At 36.3% G+C, this 16,637-nt stretch carries 16 protein-coding genes; 10 read left to right on the top strand and 6 right to left on the bottom strand.

Annotated features, from left to right (window positions below; translation table 11 throughout):
* Positions 1–22: 22 nt before the first annotated feature.
* Positions 23–709, top strand: a complete 687-nt coding sequence (locus tag DKG77_RS05260; RefSeq protein ID WP_109661455.1) for a response regulator transcription factor — start codon at positions 23–25, stop codon at positions 707–709.
* Positions 709–1,764, top strand: coding sequence for a sensor histidine kinase (locus DKG77_RS05265; RefSeq protein WP_109660869.1), 1,056 nt, complete (start codon positions 709–711; stop codon positions 1,762–1,764). Before DKG77_RS05260 ends, DKG77_RS05265 begins: the two co-directional genes overlap by 1 nt.
* Here DKG77_RS05265 and DKG77_RS05270 read toward each other — a convergent pair.
* A complete protein-coding gene (locus DKG77_RS05270; protein WP_109660871.1) occupies positions 1,689–2,801 on the bottom strand; it encodes a glycosyltransferase in 1,113 nt (370 codons plus the stop codon). The genes DKG77_RS05265 and DKG77_RS05270 overlap by 76 nt on opposite strands.
* Positions 2,802–2,887: 86 nt before the next feature.
* On the opposite strand from DKG77_RS05270, the gene trmB reads away from it, so the two are divergent.
* The 7 genes from trmB to DKG77_RS05305 all read left to right on the top strand — a co-directional run bounded on the left by trmB (position 2,888) and on the right by DKG77_RS05305 (position 7,542).
* Positions 2,888–3,559, top strand: a complete 672-nt coding sequence (gene trmB / locus DKG77_RS05275) for a tRNA (guanosine(46)-N7)-methyltransferase TrmB (protein WP_109660873.1) — start codon at positions 2,888–2,890, stop codon at positions 3,557–3,559.
* A complete protein-coding gene (locus DKG77_RS05280; protein ID WP_109660875.1) occupies positions 3,560–4,189 on the top strand; it encodes a LysE family transporter in 630 nt (209 codons plus the stop codon).
* A complete protein-coding gene (locus DKG77_RS05285; RefSeq protein ID WP_109660877.1) occupies positions 4,190–4,528 on the top strand; it encodes an MGMT family protein in 339 nt (112 codons plus the stop codon).
* A 119-nt stretch (positions 4,529–4,647) separates the two neighbouring features.
* On the top strand, positions 4,648–5,787 hold the full coding sequence (locus tag DKG77_RS05290; protein WP_109660879.1) for an Mrp/NBP35 family ATP-binding protein: 1,140 nt from the start codon (positions 4,648–4,650) through the stop codon (positions 5,785–5,787).
* Positions 5,788–5,789: 2 nt separating this feature from the next.
* Positions 5,790–6,029: a NifU family protein gene (locus tag DKG77_RS05295; protein WP_055397955.1), complete on the top strand. Its 240-nt coding sequence runs from the start codon at positions 5,790–5,792 to the stop codon at positions 6,027–6,029.
* A 69-nt stretch (positions 6,030–6,098) separates the two neighbouring features.
* A complete protein-coding gene (locus DKG77_RS05300) occupies positions 6,099–7,157 on the top strand; it encodes an NAD(P)/FAD-dependent oxidoreductase (protein WP_109660881.1) in 1,059 nt (352 codons plus the stop codon).
* 52 nt (positions 7,158–7,209) lie between these two features.
* Positions 7,210–7,542 (top strand): 2Fe-2S iron-sulfur cluster-binding protein, encoded by a 333-nt coding sequence (locus DKG77_RS05305; protein WP_109660883.1) that lies wholly within the window; start codon positions 7,210–7,212, stop codon positions 7,540–7,542.
* Positions 7,543–7,552: 10 nt separating this feature from the next.
* Here DKG77_RS05305 and DKG77_RS05310 read toward each other — a convergent pair whose 3' ends face one another.
* The 4 genes from DKG77_RS05310 to DKG77_RS05325 form a co-directional block, all read right to left on the bottom strand.
* Positions 7,553–8,854: an HlyD family secretion protein gene (locus tag DKG77_RS05310; RefSeq protein ID WP_109660885.1), complete on the bottom strand. Its 1,302-nt coding sequence runs from the start codon at positions 8,852–8,854 to the stop codon at positions 7,553–7,555.
* Entirely contained in the window at positions 8,847–11,063 is a 2,217-nt protein-coding gene (locus DKG77_RS05315; RefSeq protein WP_109660887.1) for a peptidase domain-containing ABC transporter, read from the bottom strand. The genes DKG77_RS05310 and DKG77_RS05315 overlap by 8 nt, the downstream gene beginning before the upstream one ends.
* 118 nt (positions 11,064–11,181) lie before the next feature.
* The gene (locus DKG77_RS05320) at positions 11,182–11,361 is read right to left on the bottom strand and encodes a hypothetical protein (RefSeq protein WP_109660889.1); all 180 of its coding nucleotides are present in this window, start codon (positions 11,359–11,361) and stop codon (positions 11,182–11,184) included.
* A 181-nt stretch (positions 11,362–11,542) separates the two neighbouring features.
* A complete protein-coding gene (locus tag DKG77_RS05325) occupies positions 11,543–13,144 on the bottom strand; it encodes a DUF6734 family protein (RefSeq protein WP_109660891.1) in 1,602 nt (533 codons plus the stop codon).
* A 92-nt stretch (positions 13,145–13,236) separates the two neighbouring features.
* Between DKG77_RS05325 and DKG77_RS05330 the strand changes: the two genes are divergently transcribed.
* On the top strand, positions 13,237–14,895 hold the full coding sequence (locus DKG77_RS05330; RefSeq protein WP_109660893.1) for a thioredoxin domain-containing protein: 1,659 nt from the start codon (positions 13,237–13,239) through the stop codon (positions 14,893–14,895).
* On the opposite strand, the gene DKG77_RS05335 is transcribed toward DKG77_RS05330, so the two are convergent.
* On the bottom strand, positions 14,873–16,612 hold the full coding sequence (locus DKG77_RS05335; protein ID WP_109660895.1) for an ABC transporter ATP-binding protein: 1,740 nt from the start codon (positions 16,610–16,612) through the stop codon (positions 14,873–14,875). The two genes, DKG77_RS05330 and DKG77_RS05335, sit on opposite strands and share 23 nt — an antisense overlap.
* Positions 16,613–16,637 lie beyond the last annotated feature (25 nt).

Here is a 16,637-nt window from a genome sequence, read left to right on the forward strand (position 1 = left end):
TCAACTCAAAAAATACCATCCCATGAAAACAAAGGACATTAAGATTCTACTTGTTGATGATGAACCTGATATTCTGGAAATTGTAAGCTATAATCTTTCTTCTGAAGGGTACGAAGTTTTTACTGCCAAGAATGGAGTGGAAGGCGTGGCAAAGGCAAAAAAGAAAACTCCTCATCTAATTATATTGGATGTTATGATGCCAGAAATGGATGGCATAGAAGCATGCGAAATCATTAGGAGCACTCCTGGTCTTGAGAATACCATTATTACATTTCTTACGGCCCGTGGGGAAGACTATTCGCAAGTTGCGGGTTTTGATGCCGGTGCGGATGATTATATCACCAAACCTATTAAGCCAAAAGTATTGGTGAGCAAAGTAAAAGCCTTACTCAGAAGATTAAAAGAAGAAAAGGCCGATGTTGAGGATATCGTAAAGGTCGGCAACATTGTAATTAATAGAGAAGAGTACAAAATTGTCAACAATGGCGAGGAGATTGTGCTTCCAAGAAAGGAATTTGAACTTTTATCATTGTTGACCTCCAAACCAAACAAGGTATTTAAAAGAGAAGTGATTTTAGATAAGGTATGGGGTAATGAAGTGGTTGTTGGAGGTAGGACCATTGATGTCCATATTAGAAAACTACGTGAAAAAATAGGAGACGATCACTTTAAAACTGTAAAAGGTGTGGGCTATAAGTTTGTCTTGTAATGGCTATTAGATTAAGGAAATCTTATAAGTTTGCCATAAGGTCATCCCTCCTTATTACTATTTTTCTTGCAGGATTATTTACAGCCTTTCTCATTTATAAAGAGCAGATGGACTGGTCGTTTATTGTTCTGTTTGCACTTGCTTGTTTTGTTGTCTCATTTACCATACTCCAGATTAGGGTAGAACGATTCATCTACAGGCGTGTTAAAAAGATATATGATGATGTCTCGCTATTGGAATCTTCAACATTCTCGTCAAAACCTGTTACCACAGATATGAAAACCTTGACACAGGAAATTGAAAAATTTGCTGAGGACAGGAAGATTGAGATAGATACCTTAAAAATTCGTGAAGAATACAGAAAAGACTTCTTAGGAAATGTATCCCATGAGCTTAAGACACCTCTTTTTACCGTGCAAGGTTATATTTTAACCTTGTTAGATGGTGCCATGAATGACAAAAAGATTAGGGAAAAATACTTAGAGCGAGCCAATAAGGGAGTAGAAAGATTGATTTATATTGTAAAGGACCTTGACCTAATTACAAAGCTAGAGGTAGGAGGCCTTAAGTTGGATAGAGAGGATTTTGACATTATTGAACTCATTCAAAATGTGTTTGATCTTTTAGAAATGAGAGCTGCAAAAAAAGAAATCAGTCTTACTTTTGATATGGAATATATTAACCCAATATATGTAAATGCTGATAGAGAGAAAATACAACAAGTGGTCAGCAATTTGCTTGTAAATTCCATTAAATACGGCCATCAAAATGGAACAACAGAGGTAAGCGTCGAGAATCTTATTAAAAACAAGGTTATTATTAGGGTTACGGACAATGGAGAGGGAATACCCAAAGAACATATTCCAAGATTGTTTGAACGTTTTTATAGGATAGATCAAAGCGGTAGTCGAAAAGAGGGAGGTTCAGGACTAGGACTTTCCATTGTAAAACACATCATAGAGGCTCATGATGAAAAAATCTATGTTGAAAGTGAGGAAGATGTAGGTTCTGAGTTTTCGTTTACTTTAGAAAAAAGCGAAAATAAGTTAGCGTAGTCAATATCAGATTCAAATTGCCTTAACCCTTTAAAGGTTTCCATCCTTTGCAAATCCTCAAACTTAAAATCACTTTGATTGCTATAGGGAACTAGATTCTGTTTTTGCAAACGTTTTGCAAGATACTCCTGTTCATATTGTCCTGGTGTTGGAATAAAAAATGCCCTTTTTTCCAATTTGGCCAAATCCATTACAGTAGTGTACCCTGAACGGCAAAGTACCTGTGCGCTTTGGTTCAAAGCAGTTTGCAACTCCTTGGATTGCATAAAATTGTATATAGCAATGCAGCCTTTCTGTGTTTTATGCTGCTTAATGTGTTGCCTTTTTTCAATTTTGCCTTTTACAAATAGTATTTTTCCTTCGTATTGCTGTAATTCCTCTAAAAGCTTTTCCTCTAAAATGGTGCGTTGCGGTTCTGGTCCAGAAAGCAGTACCATTAAGTCATACTTCTTTTCGGCGGTTGTTTTTTCAAACCTACTTAGGGGTCCTAAATACTTAATGTTGATCTTAGACTTTTTCAAATGCCCCAATTTGCCGGTAAGATTGGGTTTTTCCTTAACATCGGGCACCCAGCAAGCATCAAATTTTTTAATGATTTTTTGATGCGCCTGGGAACTCATCCATGTTGTATTCCCTGAAAGAACGTTAAGTTGATGCGTAATAAAAACGCAAGGCACTTTTTTGTAAAATACACCTAAACGGTTATCAGAAATAATACCATCTAATTGGTGTTCCTTGACCAGCTGTTTTATAGTTTTTTTCTCCTTGTTCATTGCCTTTAATACTTTAGGAGAATCCCATAGGATCTTAATTTTAAAATTCTTGGCCTTTTTGGCATAAGTAATTTTGTAAGAAGGCAATTTAAATGAAGGAAGGCCTGGAAATTCTTTTTTTAAAAGAGAAAGTGCAACACCGTCTGATGCTATGTAAGGCTGGTGACCGTGGGCCAAAAGAGCATTTATAATTGGGATGCATCTTGTGGCATGGCCCAATCCCCAATTTAATGGGGCAACCAAAATGCGTTTGGAATTTTGCATAACAACAAAAAAACAAAATCAAAATTGCTTTTGGATTTCCTTAGTTTTGCCAAAACATTAAATTTTTGCACATTAAGAAAAATTAGGTGGGAAGCAAGAACAAACTTAAAAGATTTAAGGAGAACGAAACTTTTTCAAATGTAATTCAGCCCCAGAGAGAAAAGGTTTTGGAAGGGTTCGAATATAAAGGAAATTGGTCATCTTTTTTTAAAAATGAAAATTCCATTGTTTTGGAGTTGGGTTGCGGTAAAGGAGAGTATACAGTTGGTCTCGCACAGAGGAATTTGGATAAAAATTTTATTGGGATTGATATTAAGGGAGCTAGGTTTTGGAAAGGTGCAAAATCTGCCCAAGAAACTCAACTAAACAACGTAGCATTTGTACGCGCCCAAATTGAACTTGTAGATTGCCTTTTTGGACCTAATGAAGTAGATGAGATTTGGATTACGTTCCCCGATCCTCAAATAAAGTACAAACGTACCAAGCACCGTTTGACCAATCCTGTGTTCCTTGAGAAATATAAGTACATCTTAAAACCAGACGGAATTATCAATTTAAAGACAGATAGTGAATTCATGCATGGATATACTCTTGGTCTTCTGCAAGGGATGGGTTGTGAAATTTTGTATTCCAATCATGATGTATATAAAAATGAAGGAAGTCCAGAAGAAGTTTTAGAAATTCAAACTTTTTACGAAAATCAGTATCTTGAGAAGGGAAAACCAATCACCTATATCCAATTTAGGATTAATAACTAGATGACACACCTGCTTATTCTTTTTTGCGCTACTTTTTTGGCAGCCTTTGTAGCTTCTGCCCCGCCTGGCTTATTAAATGTTAATGCAGCTAAAACAAGTGTTGAAAAAGGCAAGAGCAACGGGATTATTTTTGGCATGGGAGTGGCCGTAATGGTGATTTTTCAAACCTACATATCCGTAAGAATTGCAAAGTATCTTTCAAGAAATCCCGAAGTCATCGGGATGCTTTTGCAAATTGCTCTGGTCGTATTTACTATTCTGGCGATTTTTTTCTTTTTAAAAGGAAAAAAACAAGACGACCATCCTATTGACTTTGAGCAGGGAAAGAAACGCAGCAGCTTCACCAAGGGACTTTTTTTAGCTGCCATTAACCTCTTAACAATACCTTATTACAGTGGGTTAAATTCGGTGTTTCATGCTCAGGGATTAATGAATTATGAGGTTATTGATGAGGTTATTTTCATTTTGGCTGCCGGTTTAGGCACTTTTTTGGTGATGTATCTATATGCCTTTTATTTTAATAAGATGGAGCGGAAGACCAATCGTTTTTCTAAAAACTCCAACTATATTTTGAGCGGTCTAATGCTTGTTTTATTGATGGTTACGTTAATAAAAATTTTCTACCAATAAATGGAAGAAATCAACTTTTTTGATAAAGTATATGAGGTGGCAAAACAAATCCCATTTGGCAAGGTTACATCCTATGGGGCTATAGCAAAATACTTGGGGGCAGCCCGCAGTGCACGAATGGTGGGTTGGGCCATGAACAACTCGGCAGCAAAGGATGTTCCGGCTCACCGGGTCGTAAATAGAATGGGCATGCTTACGGGAAAACATCATTTTGATGGAACAAACCTTATGCAACAACTTCTAGAAAACGAAGGTATAGTTGTACGGGATAACCAAATAGTAGATTTTCAAAAGCACTTTTGGGACCCAGGAAAGGAATTTAAATCAGAAATGGAGTAACATAAACTCTTGTTATTCCACCATCTTCATTTTCAATATTCAAACTTCAATATCTAACTCCCAAGCTGTATCTTTGTAATTTAGAATCAGTTTAAACGACTGCAATTAAAATAGGATTAATGAAGCTGAACAAAGCAGACATTCTTAAGGCATTAGAAAACATTTCAGCCCCAGGCGAAGGCCAAAATATTGTAGAAAGTGGTGCAGTTACCAACATACAGGTATTTGGAGATGAAGTTGAGGTAGATGTTACCATAAAGAACCCTAGTCTTCAAGCTAGAAAGAAAACAGAAGTGGAGATCTTAAAGATCATCCATAGAGAGGTTTATGAAAAAGCTAAGATCAAAATCAACCTTAAGGTTGATGCACCTTCAAAACCTAAAGTAAACCAGATTAAAGGAAACCCAATACCTGGCATTCAAAATATCATAGCCGTAGCCTCTGGTAAAGGCGGCGTAGGAAAATCAACAGTTACGGCCAACTTGGCAGTTACCTTGGCTAAAATGGGCTTTAAGGTAGGGCTTTTAGATACGGATATTTACGGGCCATCTATGCCCATAATGTTTGATGTTGCTTTGGAAAAACCACTATCGATCAATGTGGACGGAAAGGCAAAGATGAAACCTGTTGAAAACTATGGGGTTAAACTACTGTCCATAGGGTTTTTTACACAACCTAACCAAGCGGTAATTTGGCGAGGTCCTATGGCTTCTAAAGCCTTAAATCAAATGATTTTTGATGCACATTGGGGAGAACTTGACTTTCTTTTGTTAGACTTACCTCCAGGAACGGGAGACATTCATCTAAGCATTATGCAATCATTACCAGTGACCGGAGCTGTAGTTGTGAGCACTCCGCAAGAGATTGCCTTGGCAGATGCTAGAAAGGGAGTTGCTATGTTTCAACAAGAAGCCATAAGTGTTCCTGTGCTGGGCATTGTTGAAAACATGGCATATTTTACACCAGAAGAACTGCCTAACAACAAATACCATATCTTTGGAAAAGATGGTGCCAAAAATTTGGCTGAGGATTTGGATACGCCGTTTTTAGGAGAGATTCCTTTGGTACAGAGCATACGAGAAGCGGGCGATGTAGGTAGGCCAGCTGCAATGCAGACAGCTACACCTATAGAAGAGGCTTTTGAAGAACTTACTAAAAATGTTGTTCAAGAGTTGGTAAGGAGAAATACAGATTTGCCACCGACCGAAGCAATAAAGATTACCACAATGGCAGGATGTGCCGCGGTTAAAAAGAAATGATCATGACATCAGAAGAGATAAAAACCAACGTTGAGAAAGCCTTAGATGAAATTCGTCCATTCTTACAAAGTGATGGAGGGGACATTTCATTGATTTCCATAGATAACGATAGTTCTGTAAAAGTTAAACTTGAGGGGAACTGTATTGGTTGCAGCGTAAATCAAATGACTTTGAAAAGTGGAGTGGAAATGACCATTAAAAAGTATGTTCCCCAGATTGAAGAAGTTATCAATGTTAGCTAGTCTGACAAAAATCATAAATCCTTCCTAGAACAAATATTAAGTTGCGCAGATATCTAAAAACGATTCTGAATGATTAAAACCGATATACTGATAATTGGAGCTGGCCCTACGGGTCTTTTTGCTGTTTTTGAGGCGGGCTTGTTACAATTAAAATGCCATCTAATAGATGCCTTGCCGCAACCTGGAGGACAATGTGCAGAAATATATCCCAAAAAGCCAATTTATGATATTCCTGGTTTTCCAGAAGTTTTAGCTGGAGAACTGGTAGATAATTTAATGGAGCAGATAAAACCATTTCAACCGGGATTTACGTTGGGAGAACGCGCGGAGAAGATTAAAAAATTGGGAGATGGCTCTTTTGTGGTCACTACGAACAAAGGAACCCAGCATCAGGCACCCATTATTGCCATTGCCGGAGGTTTGGGCAGTTTTGAACCAAGAAAACCATTACTGGAAAATTTACCCAAATTTGAGGATAAAGGAGTTGCTTATATGATTAAGGAACCCGAAGTATACCGAGATAAAAAAGTTTTGATAGCTGGTGGCGGGGATTCTGCCTTGGATTGGTCTATTTTTCTCGCAGACATAGCTTCGGAAGTCACCTTGGTTCATAGACGAAATGAATTTCGTGGAGCTTTGGACTCTGTAGAAAAAGTACAACAACTAAAAAATCAAGGAAGAATCAATTTAATTACACCATCTGAAGTAATAGGATTGCATGGTGATGAAAAATTGGAGAGAGTTTCCATCAAAAGAACCGATACTTCTGAAGAAATCCATTTAGAAGTGGACAATTTCATTCCCCTCTTTGGACTTTCACCTAAATTAGGGCCAATAGCAGATTGGGGCTTGGAAATTGAAAAAAACGCAATAAAAGTGGACAATACGTTGGACTATCAGACCAACATTCCCGGAATCTATGCCATTGGCGATGTGAACACATATCCAGGAAAATTAAAATTGATTTTATGCGGTTTTCATGAAGCCACCTTAATGTGCCAGAGTGCATATCAGCGCATTTTCCCAGATAAAAAATATGTAATGAAATATACCACGGTGGGTGGTGTAACTGGTTTTGATGGAAGTAAAAAGGAAGCGCCAAAAGCTGTAGTTAAATCCATTGATTAAGAAATAATTTATTTTATGTTATGCTGAGCACGTTGAGGCAGACAAATAGGGTATGAGCGATATAAAAATTAAGATTGTAGATCGGGATGGGGTATTGCATGAAGTTGATGCGCCAACGGATATGAACATGAACTTGATGGAGGTTGTTCGTTCCTATGAATTGGCTCCAGAGGGAACCATTGGAATTTGTGGTGGAATGGCCATGTGTGCTTCGTGCCAATGTTATATTAAGTCTGATCATTTGCTTCCTGAAAAATCAGATGATGAAGAGGCTATGCTAGCAGAAGCTTTTTTTGTGGAAGATAACAGCCGCTTAGGATGCCAAATCCATATGCAGGACAATTTGGATGGACTAGAAGTGGAACTGGCTCCAGAAGAACAATAGTTAGCGTATTCTAATTATATTTTAATACTTCGTTAAATTTGTAGAATAGCTTTTGGGCAATACTGACATCTTCTGTTATTATTTCTGCATTGCCAATAAGCTCTTGATTAAATTTTAAATTTTGCCCATAAGAAGTCTTCATTCTGTTTGGCAAAGAAATGTATACAAAGTAGTTTCCATCTGTATTGGGTGAGATAGATATGCTTTCAACAATACCTACTAACATGCCATATTGCTGGTAAGGAAAATTATTTAATTTAATAAGGACTTTTTGCCCTACGGCTACCCTTCCTGCATTTTGGGAGGTTATGATAGATTTTCCAATAAGACCGGTATCATTTGTGGGAAGAATGGAAAAAACTACTTCTCCTGTATTCACCTGTTGGTTGATGCCCCAAAATTGTTGAAAGCTTACAACACCATTGATTGATGAGGAAAGTGTATAATTATGTTCCCAATCGCGAACTGATTTTTTTAGTGCATTATATGATTGGGACAAATTTATTAGATACCGTGTACTTTCCTCCCTTTCATCTACTTCAGTGCTTTTAAATGCTTGGTTGGAAGAGGCTATGGCCTCTCGCATTTGAGAAATTGTAATGGCCATGGCACTTATGTTTTTTTGCATTTGGATGAACTCCAGTTCTTTGGTTTCATACTCTTTTTGCGAGATGACCCCCTTTGTAAAAAGCTCTTTATGTCTCTCAAAATCCGTTTGAAAAAGAACATACTCTTTTTCAAGTAATTGCTTTTGTTTAACTTGGTTTACCAGCCTTATCTTCACCTCTGCCAAAGATTGCTTAGTACCTTCTAGTTTGTAAGTGTAGGGCTCTAGGTCTTTCAATAGCGAATAATCAACATAACTTTTTTCAAAATTTATGTAGGCAACTTCTACATCGCCAAGTGCTAAATTGGTTGTTTTTTCCATAGGGAAGTAAAAATTACTTAAACTAAAATTTAGCGTGTCCAGAATGCTTTTTAGAAGTAAGACATCTTCATAGTTCGAAGTATTTTTAAGAATCACCAGTTTTTGACCGGATTGAACGGTATCTCTGTTCTCTATAAAAATAGTGTCTATTTGCCCAGAATATCTTGCGATGAGTTTTTCAGTGGGCCTTTTAGTGGTGACAATGACATTTGCAGAAACGTATTCTGGATATTTGATAAGGAAAGAGAGGGTTAGAATAATACATGTGAATAAAAAAATTAAGGTAATGCCCCATCTAACAATCCATGATGGCGGATTGGTCAGAATTTCCTGAACCTCTTCAGATCTTAGGTTTATTGGTGTTTGACTTTTATTTTCAGGCATTTTGTTCTCCTTCCGTTTGCAGTTTTTCAAGCGCTAATTGATTCTTGACCAAACTATAGTAGATACCTTTCATTTTAATGAGATGATGATGGTTCCCTATTTCTTTAATTTTTCCGCTATCCAATACAACTATCTGATCAGCGTTCATTACAGTACTGAGCCTATGGGCAATTATAATGGCCGTTTTATTTTTAAAAAACGTACTTAGGTTTTTCATGATGACCAGCTCGTTTTTTGCATCAAGAGCTGATGTTGCCTCATCAAAAAATAGAAGATCCGGGTTTTTATACATTGCACGTGCAATAAAAATCCGTTGTTTTTGACCGGTGCTTATACCAATGCCTTCATTACCTATTTTGGTATTATAACCTAGGGGCAATGATTCAACAAAGTCATGGATGTTAGCAAGTTTTACGCATTCTATTAGTCTTTCTTGATCAACAGTATCGACCCCTACGGCAATGTTAAAAGCAATGGTGTCATTAAATATATATCCTTCTTGCATGACAACTCCACAACTGGATCTCCATGCTTTATGTGAGATGGATTCTAGATTATGATCCCCATATTTTATTCTACCGCTACTAGGTTCATAAAATTTTAGCAAAACTTTCAGCAATGTGGTTTTTCCGCTTCCACTAGCACCAACAATGGCAGTGGTTTTATTTGCAGGTATTGTTAAAGAAAGTTCTTTGAGCACATTTTCATCATTACCTAAATACCTAAAGGATATTTTGTTCAAGACTATGTCTTGATTGGTGTTGATATTCGTTATTAGTTGTTTTTCTTTGTTTTCTTCGTCTTTCTTATCGTGTATTTCTCCTAAACGTTCCAAGCTTATTTTGGCATCTTGGGCCGCCCTTATGAATTCAACCAATTGGGTTATGGGGCCATTTAACTGGCCAATAATGTACTGTATGGATAGCATCATCCCCAGTGTAATAGAACCTTCAATGACTAAAATGGCGGAAGTGAACGTTATGAAAATATTTTTTGCCTCATTGATAAATGATGAACCCACTCCCTGGGTTTGCTCTAAGGCTAAGTTTTGAATGTTAACCTTAAATAACCTTGCTTGAACAAACTCCCAAGACCAACGCTTTTGCTTTTCGGCATTGTTCATTTTGATCTCTTGCATACCACTGATCAATTCAATGACTGTGCTTTGTTCTTGACTTAGCTGTGAAAAGCGCCTATGATCCAATTCTTTCCTGCGTTTTAAAAAGAAAAGAATCCAAATTATATATAAGAGACTTCCAAAGGTGAAAATCAAAAAAATGGAAATGTTGTAGTAAATGAGCACTGCCCCAAAAACAAATAAATTGGCCATGGAAAATAATGTGTTCAGAGTAGAACCAGTAAGTAAGTTTTCTATTCTACTATGATCTTGAATACGCTGCATAATATCACCTGTCATCCGAGTATCAAAATACGCTATGGGTAGGTTCATTAGTTTTATAAAGAAATCCGATACCAATGAAATATTGATTCTAGTGCTTAAATGCAACAATATCCAACTACGGAAAATGTCTACGCTTGAACGACCAATGAAGAGCATTATTTGGGCAAAAAGAATGATGTAAATAAAATCAACATCTTGGTTTTGTATACCAATATCAACAATACTTTGGGTTAAAAATGGCACTATAAGTTGAAGAATACTTCCTACAAGTAACCCAACACATAACTGAAGAATTAGGCTTTTATATTTAAATAGATATCTATAAAGGAACAGAAAAGATGTTTTGTCCGTGCTCTCCCATTTTTGCTTGTTAAACTTTGGAGTAACTTCTAATAACAAGATTATCCCTTCTTTGGTTTGGTCGTTTGCATTATTGCCGATCCAATGGGATATAAATTCGTCTTTAGTGTAGGTTATGAGTCCATATGAAGGGTCAGATATATAAACGATATCTTTTTGGATTTTGTAAACCACTACAAAATGGCTTTTATTCCAATGGACTATTAAAGGTAATGGAGCTTGCTTTAGTTTTTCATAATTGGTTTTAAGTGCCAATGATTTAAATCCTATGGCTTCTGCAGCTTCACTTAGTTTAAGCAAATTACTTCCTCCCCTAGTGGTTTCGGAAAGGAATCTTATTTCTTTTAATGAAATTAATTTCTGGTAATGTTTTGCAATAATTCGCAGACAAGTAGGGCCGCAATCTTTTTCATCGGGCTGTTTGTAGAAGGGAAATTCTTTTTTCAAAAAATTCTTAGTGTTCAGGATACGGGAAACGAATTATGGGGTATTGTAAAAACAGTTGATGCATAGCCAAATAAAAGGGGGCTTAAAACATAAGCTCCCCCTTTTGTGATTTGATAATCTAATAGCAATAATTAACTGTGCTGCCTTGTGCAGCTGCACAATAAGTGGCAGCCATAGAACATGAAGGAAAATTGTAAACAACTTGACTCCAAGAAGCATTACATAATAAAGTAGCGCCACCAGTAACTTTTTTTTGCTCGTTTTTTGATAATTCCGAACCTAAATTCAACTTTTTCATGATATAAGAGTTTAAGGATTAATAACTTAAATGTAAGAAAAATATTACAGAACATGATAGCGCCTGATAACAATTAACATTAATTTGATAATTAAACAGATTTCTAACATTTTATAAAAGACTCTCTTTAGGATTGATTAAAGAGTTGTTTGGTTTGTGAGTTGAGCGTTGTGGCTATTCGTTAAGAAATGGATAGTATATTTTCAAAGGCGAATCGTTTTAGAATGTCAAAAATTAGCTGTTGATATTTCGGGTTTTTAACGTCGATATCTTCTTCAAAATGGGTTTTCGCATAATTTAAAATGTTTAAAGCAGATTTAGGAGCTTGCAAATATTCGATCAGTATGGCGCCTAAATTGTCATGGAATGACTCGTGTATTAATAAATTGAGTAAATCAAAACTTAAGGTAACCACATAAGATGTTTCAGGATCATGCTCTATAATATCCTTGAAGTTATCTTCGTTCAAAAGACTCCAATTTCTCTCTAACTTTAAGAATTTAACCTCTTCTTTTAAAGCGAAGATTTTCTCGGTCCAATTGGAGTCCATGGAAAAGGAAGATATTTTTTTATAGTGTCTTGATTCCACATTATATAGATCATCCTTTTCGATTTTGTTGAGTAAGTGCTCAAAACAAGATACTCGGTTCAGTTCCAAAGTGAATATTTCTTTTAGCGAATATGGGACATCATTTGCTTCAATTCGTGATAAGAGTTCTTTTGGGTTATCTATTTTTTCGTGGGCGTATGGTTTAAGACAAAAAAGGGTACGTATAAAATTGTCGCTGAAACTACCTTTTAGCTTATTTATGTTTTTGATATTTTTTCCGCCTTTACCTAAAAGAGAATCCTGTAGGCTTTTCTTGTCTTTAATTTCTATATGATTGTAAAACTTAAGATTGAGTTCAATATTCTTGCTCCTATATAGGTTCAATATGCTATAATAGGTTTCCGGAAATTCCAATTGTAGCCTTCTAGCTAAATGATTCATTACGTAAGAGATCTGCTTGCACCCACCTACCGGATGAATCATGGGGACGTTAGGGACATCAGCAAACCTCCAATAATCTAAATACAAAGGGTGGTCCACTGGTTCAGGAAGATAATATGAAGTTGTTATACCTTCTTGCTCCGCTAAATAAAACAATGATATTTGCTCTATAAGCATATTAAGGCGGCCAGTATTAACATTGTGTAAACAGTTTGCATTTTTACCGATTATTTCTTCCGCCTGTTTACAGTATCTTTTAATGAAAGAAATGTTGGTTCCTCCAAAAATTCCTGCATTGCTAGAGAAAATATCTTCCTTAATGTTAACATTTTTTAGGTGAGGAGGTACAAATTCGAAATGTTCTTCCATTTCATCCAGAATCTCTTTGTTATAAGGAAGATTTATTTCAGGATTGGATGCAATCAGTTCTGATTGCATTAGGGATTTGGGTAAAGGGTTCCATAAAAATATATCGCCATCAATGTGTAAAAAAGGCTCCTCTTGAATGCTGTAGGTTTTAATTTTAGCTAAAGCAAAAAGCTGGTGGTTGATTTTAAAGTCACTATTAAAAATTATATGGACCTTGGTATAGGGCAGTTGCAATTGATCTACCAGAATAATTTTTCCAACTTCATCCGTATACAGCTCTATTTCGTCGTAATATCTTCGTAATAGCAAAACGTTAAGTGCCCAAGACATCCAATTGTATTCAGGGAAACTCCATCCTGCATTTAAAGATAAAGGTTCTTCATTTTGACTGGAATTACTCCAAAAGGTTTGTATTAGTCTCATTAATAGCGAATTTTGAAGGAATATTATATTTAGGAAAAATAGTACATTTAGATAAGTATTAGGACTACATTTTTATTTTTTGAAGCTGGAATATGGAATTTTATGAAATAGCATATGACTTTTTAAAGACTGCAAAAGTTGCTATCAGTAAAAACTATTTAAGGGAACGCCTTGAATCGCACTCCCATTATCCATCATTAAACTCATTCACAGATTTGCTTGATGAATTGGGGGTTGAAAATTCTGCCATACGAATAGAACAAAAAAAAAGGTGGAAAGAATTAAATCTTCCAATCTTGGTGCACACGCTTTCAAAAAATGGAATACAAGATTTTCAGGTTATCAAGAAAACTTCAGAGGTTGTTTCAGAAAAAGACTTTTTGGATAGCTGGACCGGAATAGTTTTGCTCATAGGGAATAATAAAAAGATAGTCCATGATGAACATGATAAACAAAAATTTAAGGAAGGGTTACAAGTAAAGACCACATATGTTGTTTTTGGGATATTGGTTTTCTTATTGCTCATCAATCAAGTGTACTCATTTGATCCTGCGTTTTTTACACATTTTTTACTTGCATTGGCTGGGTTAATAACCTCAGGCGTAATAATAGCATACGATTTGGGAGTGAAAACCAATGTTTCTGAGATGTTTTGTAGTACAGAGTCCTCAGGATGTTCGGCCGTGTTGAATTCAAGATTAGGGAAATTTGGGAGTGGTATAGGATTGGCTGATATAGCTGCGATTTTTTTTGGAGGCCTAGTCTTTTATCTATCTTTTTCAGGTGGCTTTAATATTGAGGTCAATATGCTGTTTCTAGGTATAATTCAGTCATTGGCGTTTTTATTTACATTTTTATCACTAGGATATCAATGGCGATTAGGATCATGGTGCAAACTTTGCTTGTTGACTACTTTGATTATTTGGCTACAAACAATTAATCTTTCCTTTTTTATATATAATTCGCCCTCTTTTTTTTCTTTTGATAGTTTCGTTTTAGTAAGGCCTTCAATTTTATTTGCAATCTGTTTGGGCATTGCAGCAAGCTGGATGATATTAAAACCAATTCTTATTTCAAGCAAGAGGGGCTTGAGTCAGAAAATTAGAATTAGAAAATGGAGACAAGACCCACACTGGTTTGATGCATTATTGCCTTTGCACAAGCAAGTAGATGATAGAATTTGGAATCGAGAAATTTATTACGGCAACCCTTCAGGAGTGTTACAATTTCTAATACTAAGCAGCCCTTTTTGTGAGTATTGTGCCAAAGCACACAAGGAGTTAGAACAGATTCTTGCAGAGCACCCTGAAGATATAGGAGTTAGAACAAGATTACTGGCACAATCATCAAATACTCCAAGTGATGATTATAACGCAGTTTTTAAAATTCTTAATGTATATGAAGAGTTAGTTTGGAGTAAAGGCTTAAATCATGAAAGTAACAAAATGAAACAAATAGTGGATGATTGGTATGCGGACCAAAATCCAAGTACTTGGTTAGAAAAATATGATTTAAAAGTTACGCATGATGATGTTGTTGAAGAGATCATGGCCAAAACCAGAGAATGGAAGGATAACATGAAAATATCCAATGTTCCGGCGTTTTTTATAAATGGTCATGAGATGCCCAATCCACATACGTTCAAAGACCTGTTTTTGTTTGTATCCGATTACATAGAAATATTAAAAAGTAAAGCGACAGAAAGTCAATTTAAACTTTCAAGACATGCTAAATCCTTGCCTGATACGTAAATAGGTTATAATATCTTCCTTGGGAAGCGATTAATTCGTCATGAGTACCCTGCTCTGCAATGTTACCATTTTCAATTACCAAAATTTGATTGGCCTTTCTAATCGTACTTAAACGGTGGGCAATGACAAAAGTGGTTCTACCTTTGGTAAGTTCGGCCAAACTTTTTTGAATCAATGCTTCGGACTCGGTATCAAGACTAGATGTGGCTTCATCTAAAATAAGAATCTTTGGATCGGCCAAAACAGCCCGCGCAATGGCAATTCGTTGTCGTTGTCCACCTGAGAGCTTAACTCCACGTTCTCCAATTAAAGTGTCTAGGCCCTCATCAAATCTGTCCGTGAATTCGTTGACGTAGGCTGCCTTCACTGCTTGTTGCAATTGTTCTTCAGAAGCTTTAGGTCTTGGAAAAAGGATATTTTCCCTAATGGTGCCTTCAAACAGGAAGTCATCCTGTAACACAACACCTAAGTGTTGCCTAAAGCTATTTAAATTTACTTTGGACAAATCTTGTTTGTCAATGGTAATGGTTCCAGAAATTGGATTTAAAAAACTGGCTGCCAAACCAGCTATGGTAGATTTCCCTGACCCAGAACTTCCCACTAATGCAATAACTTCTCCAGGCTTGACCTTAAAGCTTATATTGTGTAATACCTCCTCATCTTCTTCATAAGAAAAAGATACATTGTCAAAGGTTATATCCCCATTTACAGAGTCCAATTGAATAGTTCGATTTTTTTCATTTGCTTCGGAGGTTTCGTTCATTAATTCTTCGGTACGGTCCAAACCGGCCAACGCTTCAGTTAGTTGGCTTCCAATATTGCTCATTTGAACAATGGGAGCGACCATTAATGCCAAAAGAAATGTAAACTCAAAATACTGACCGGTGGTGAGTTCTCCCTGCATCATTTTATAACCTCCAAACCCCATCATTATCCCAGTAGTGGCCAGTCCCAAAAGGAAGGTGGACGAACTTGTCATTACTGCAGTGGCGGTTAGGCTCTTTTTCACATTTTTGTATAAACGTTCTACTCCTGTTTCAAAGACCTTTCCTTCTTGAACTTCGGCATTAAAACCCTTAATTACGCGAATCCCGCTTAACGTTTCGGTAAGACGTCCTTTTACTTCAGCATTTATTTTTCCGCGCTCTCTAAAAACAGGACGGATAACTTTAAAAGCCTTCAATGCAATTACAGCAAATAGAATAAGGGGAATAAAGGTCAGCAAAGTCATGCTGGGGCTTATGCGCAATAATAAAATCAAAGAAACAATAGCTGTTATGGAACCTCCTACCAACTGAACCAAGCCCGTTCCTATTAAATTGCGAACACCTTCAACATCACTCATAATCCTTGATACCAAAGCCCCGGATTTAGTGTTGTCAAAAAAACGAATAGGCAAGGATAACACCTGTTTTTGAACCTGTGCCCTTAATTCTGATATCATAAATTGCGCCTGAATACTTAAGACCTTCGTCAAAAGAAAGGACATTACCGCTTGTACTAAAAATGCAAAAATGACCACCGAAACGAGGATTTTTAGTAAATCATAATTTTTGGTCGGTACAATATCATCAAGAAAATATCTTAATGAGATTGGAGCCACAAAACTTGCGGCCTTACTAATAACAATTAACAGCAATCCAATAAGAACCAGATTTCTTCTAGGCCAAATAATGGTCTTAAAAGCTGTTAAAATGCTAACTTTTTTTTCTGCCATATGTAATTCTTCAAAAGAGCCTGCA

The organism is Flagellimonas aquimarina (genome assembly GCF_003149745.1).
Lineage (GTDB): Bacteria > Bacteroidota > Bacteroidia > Flavobacteriales > Flavobacteriaceae > Flagellimonas > Flagellimonas aquimarina.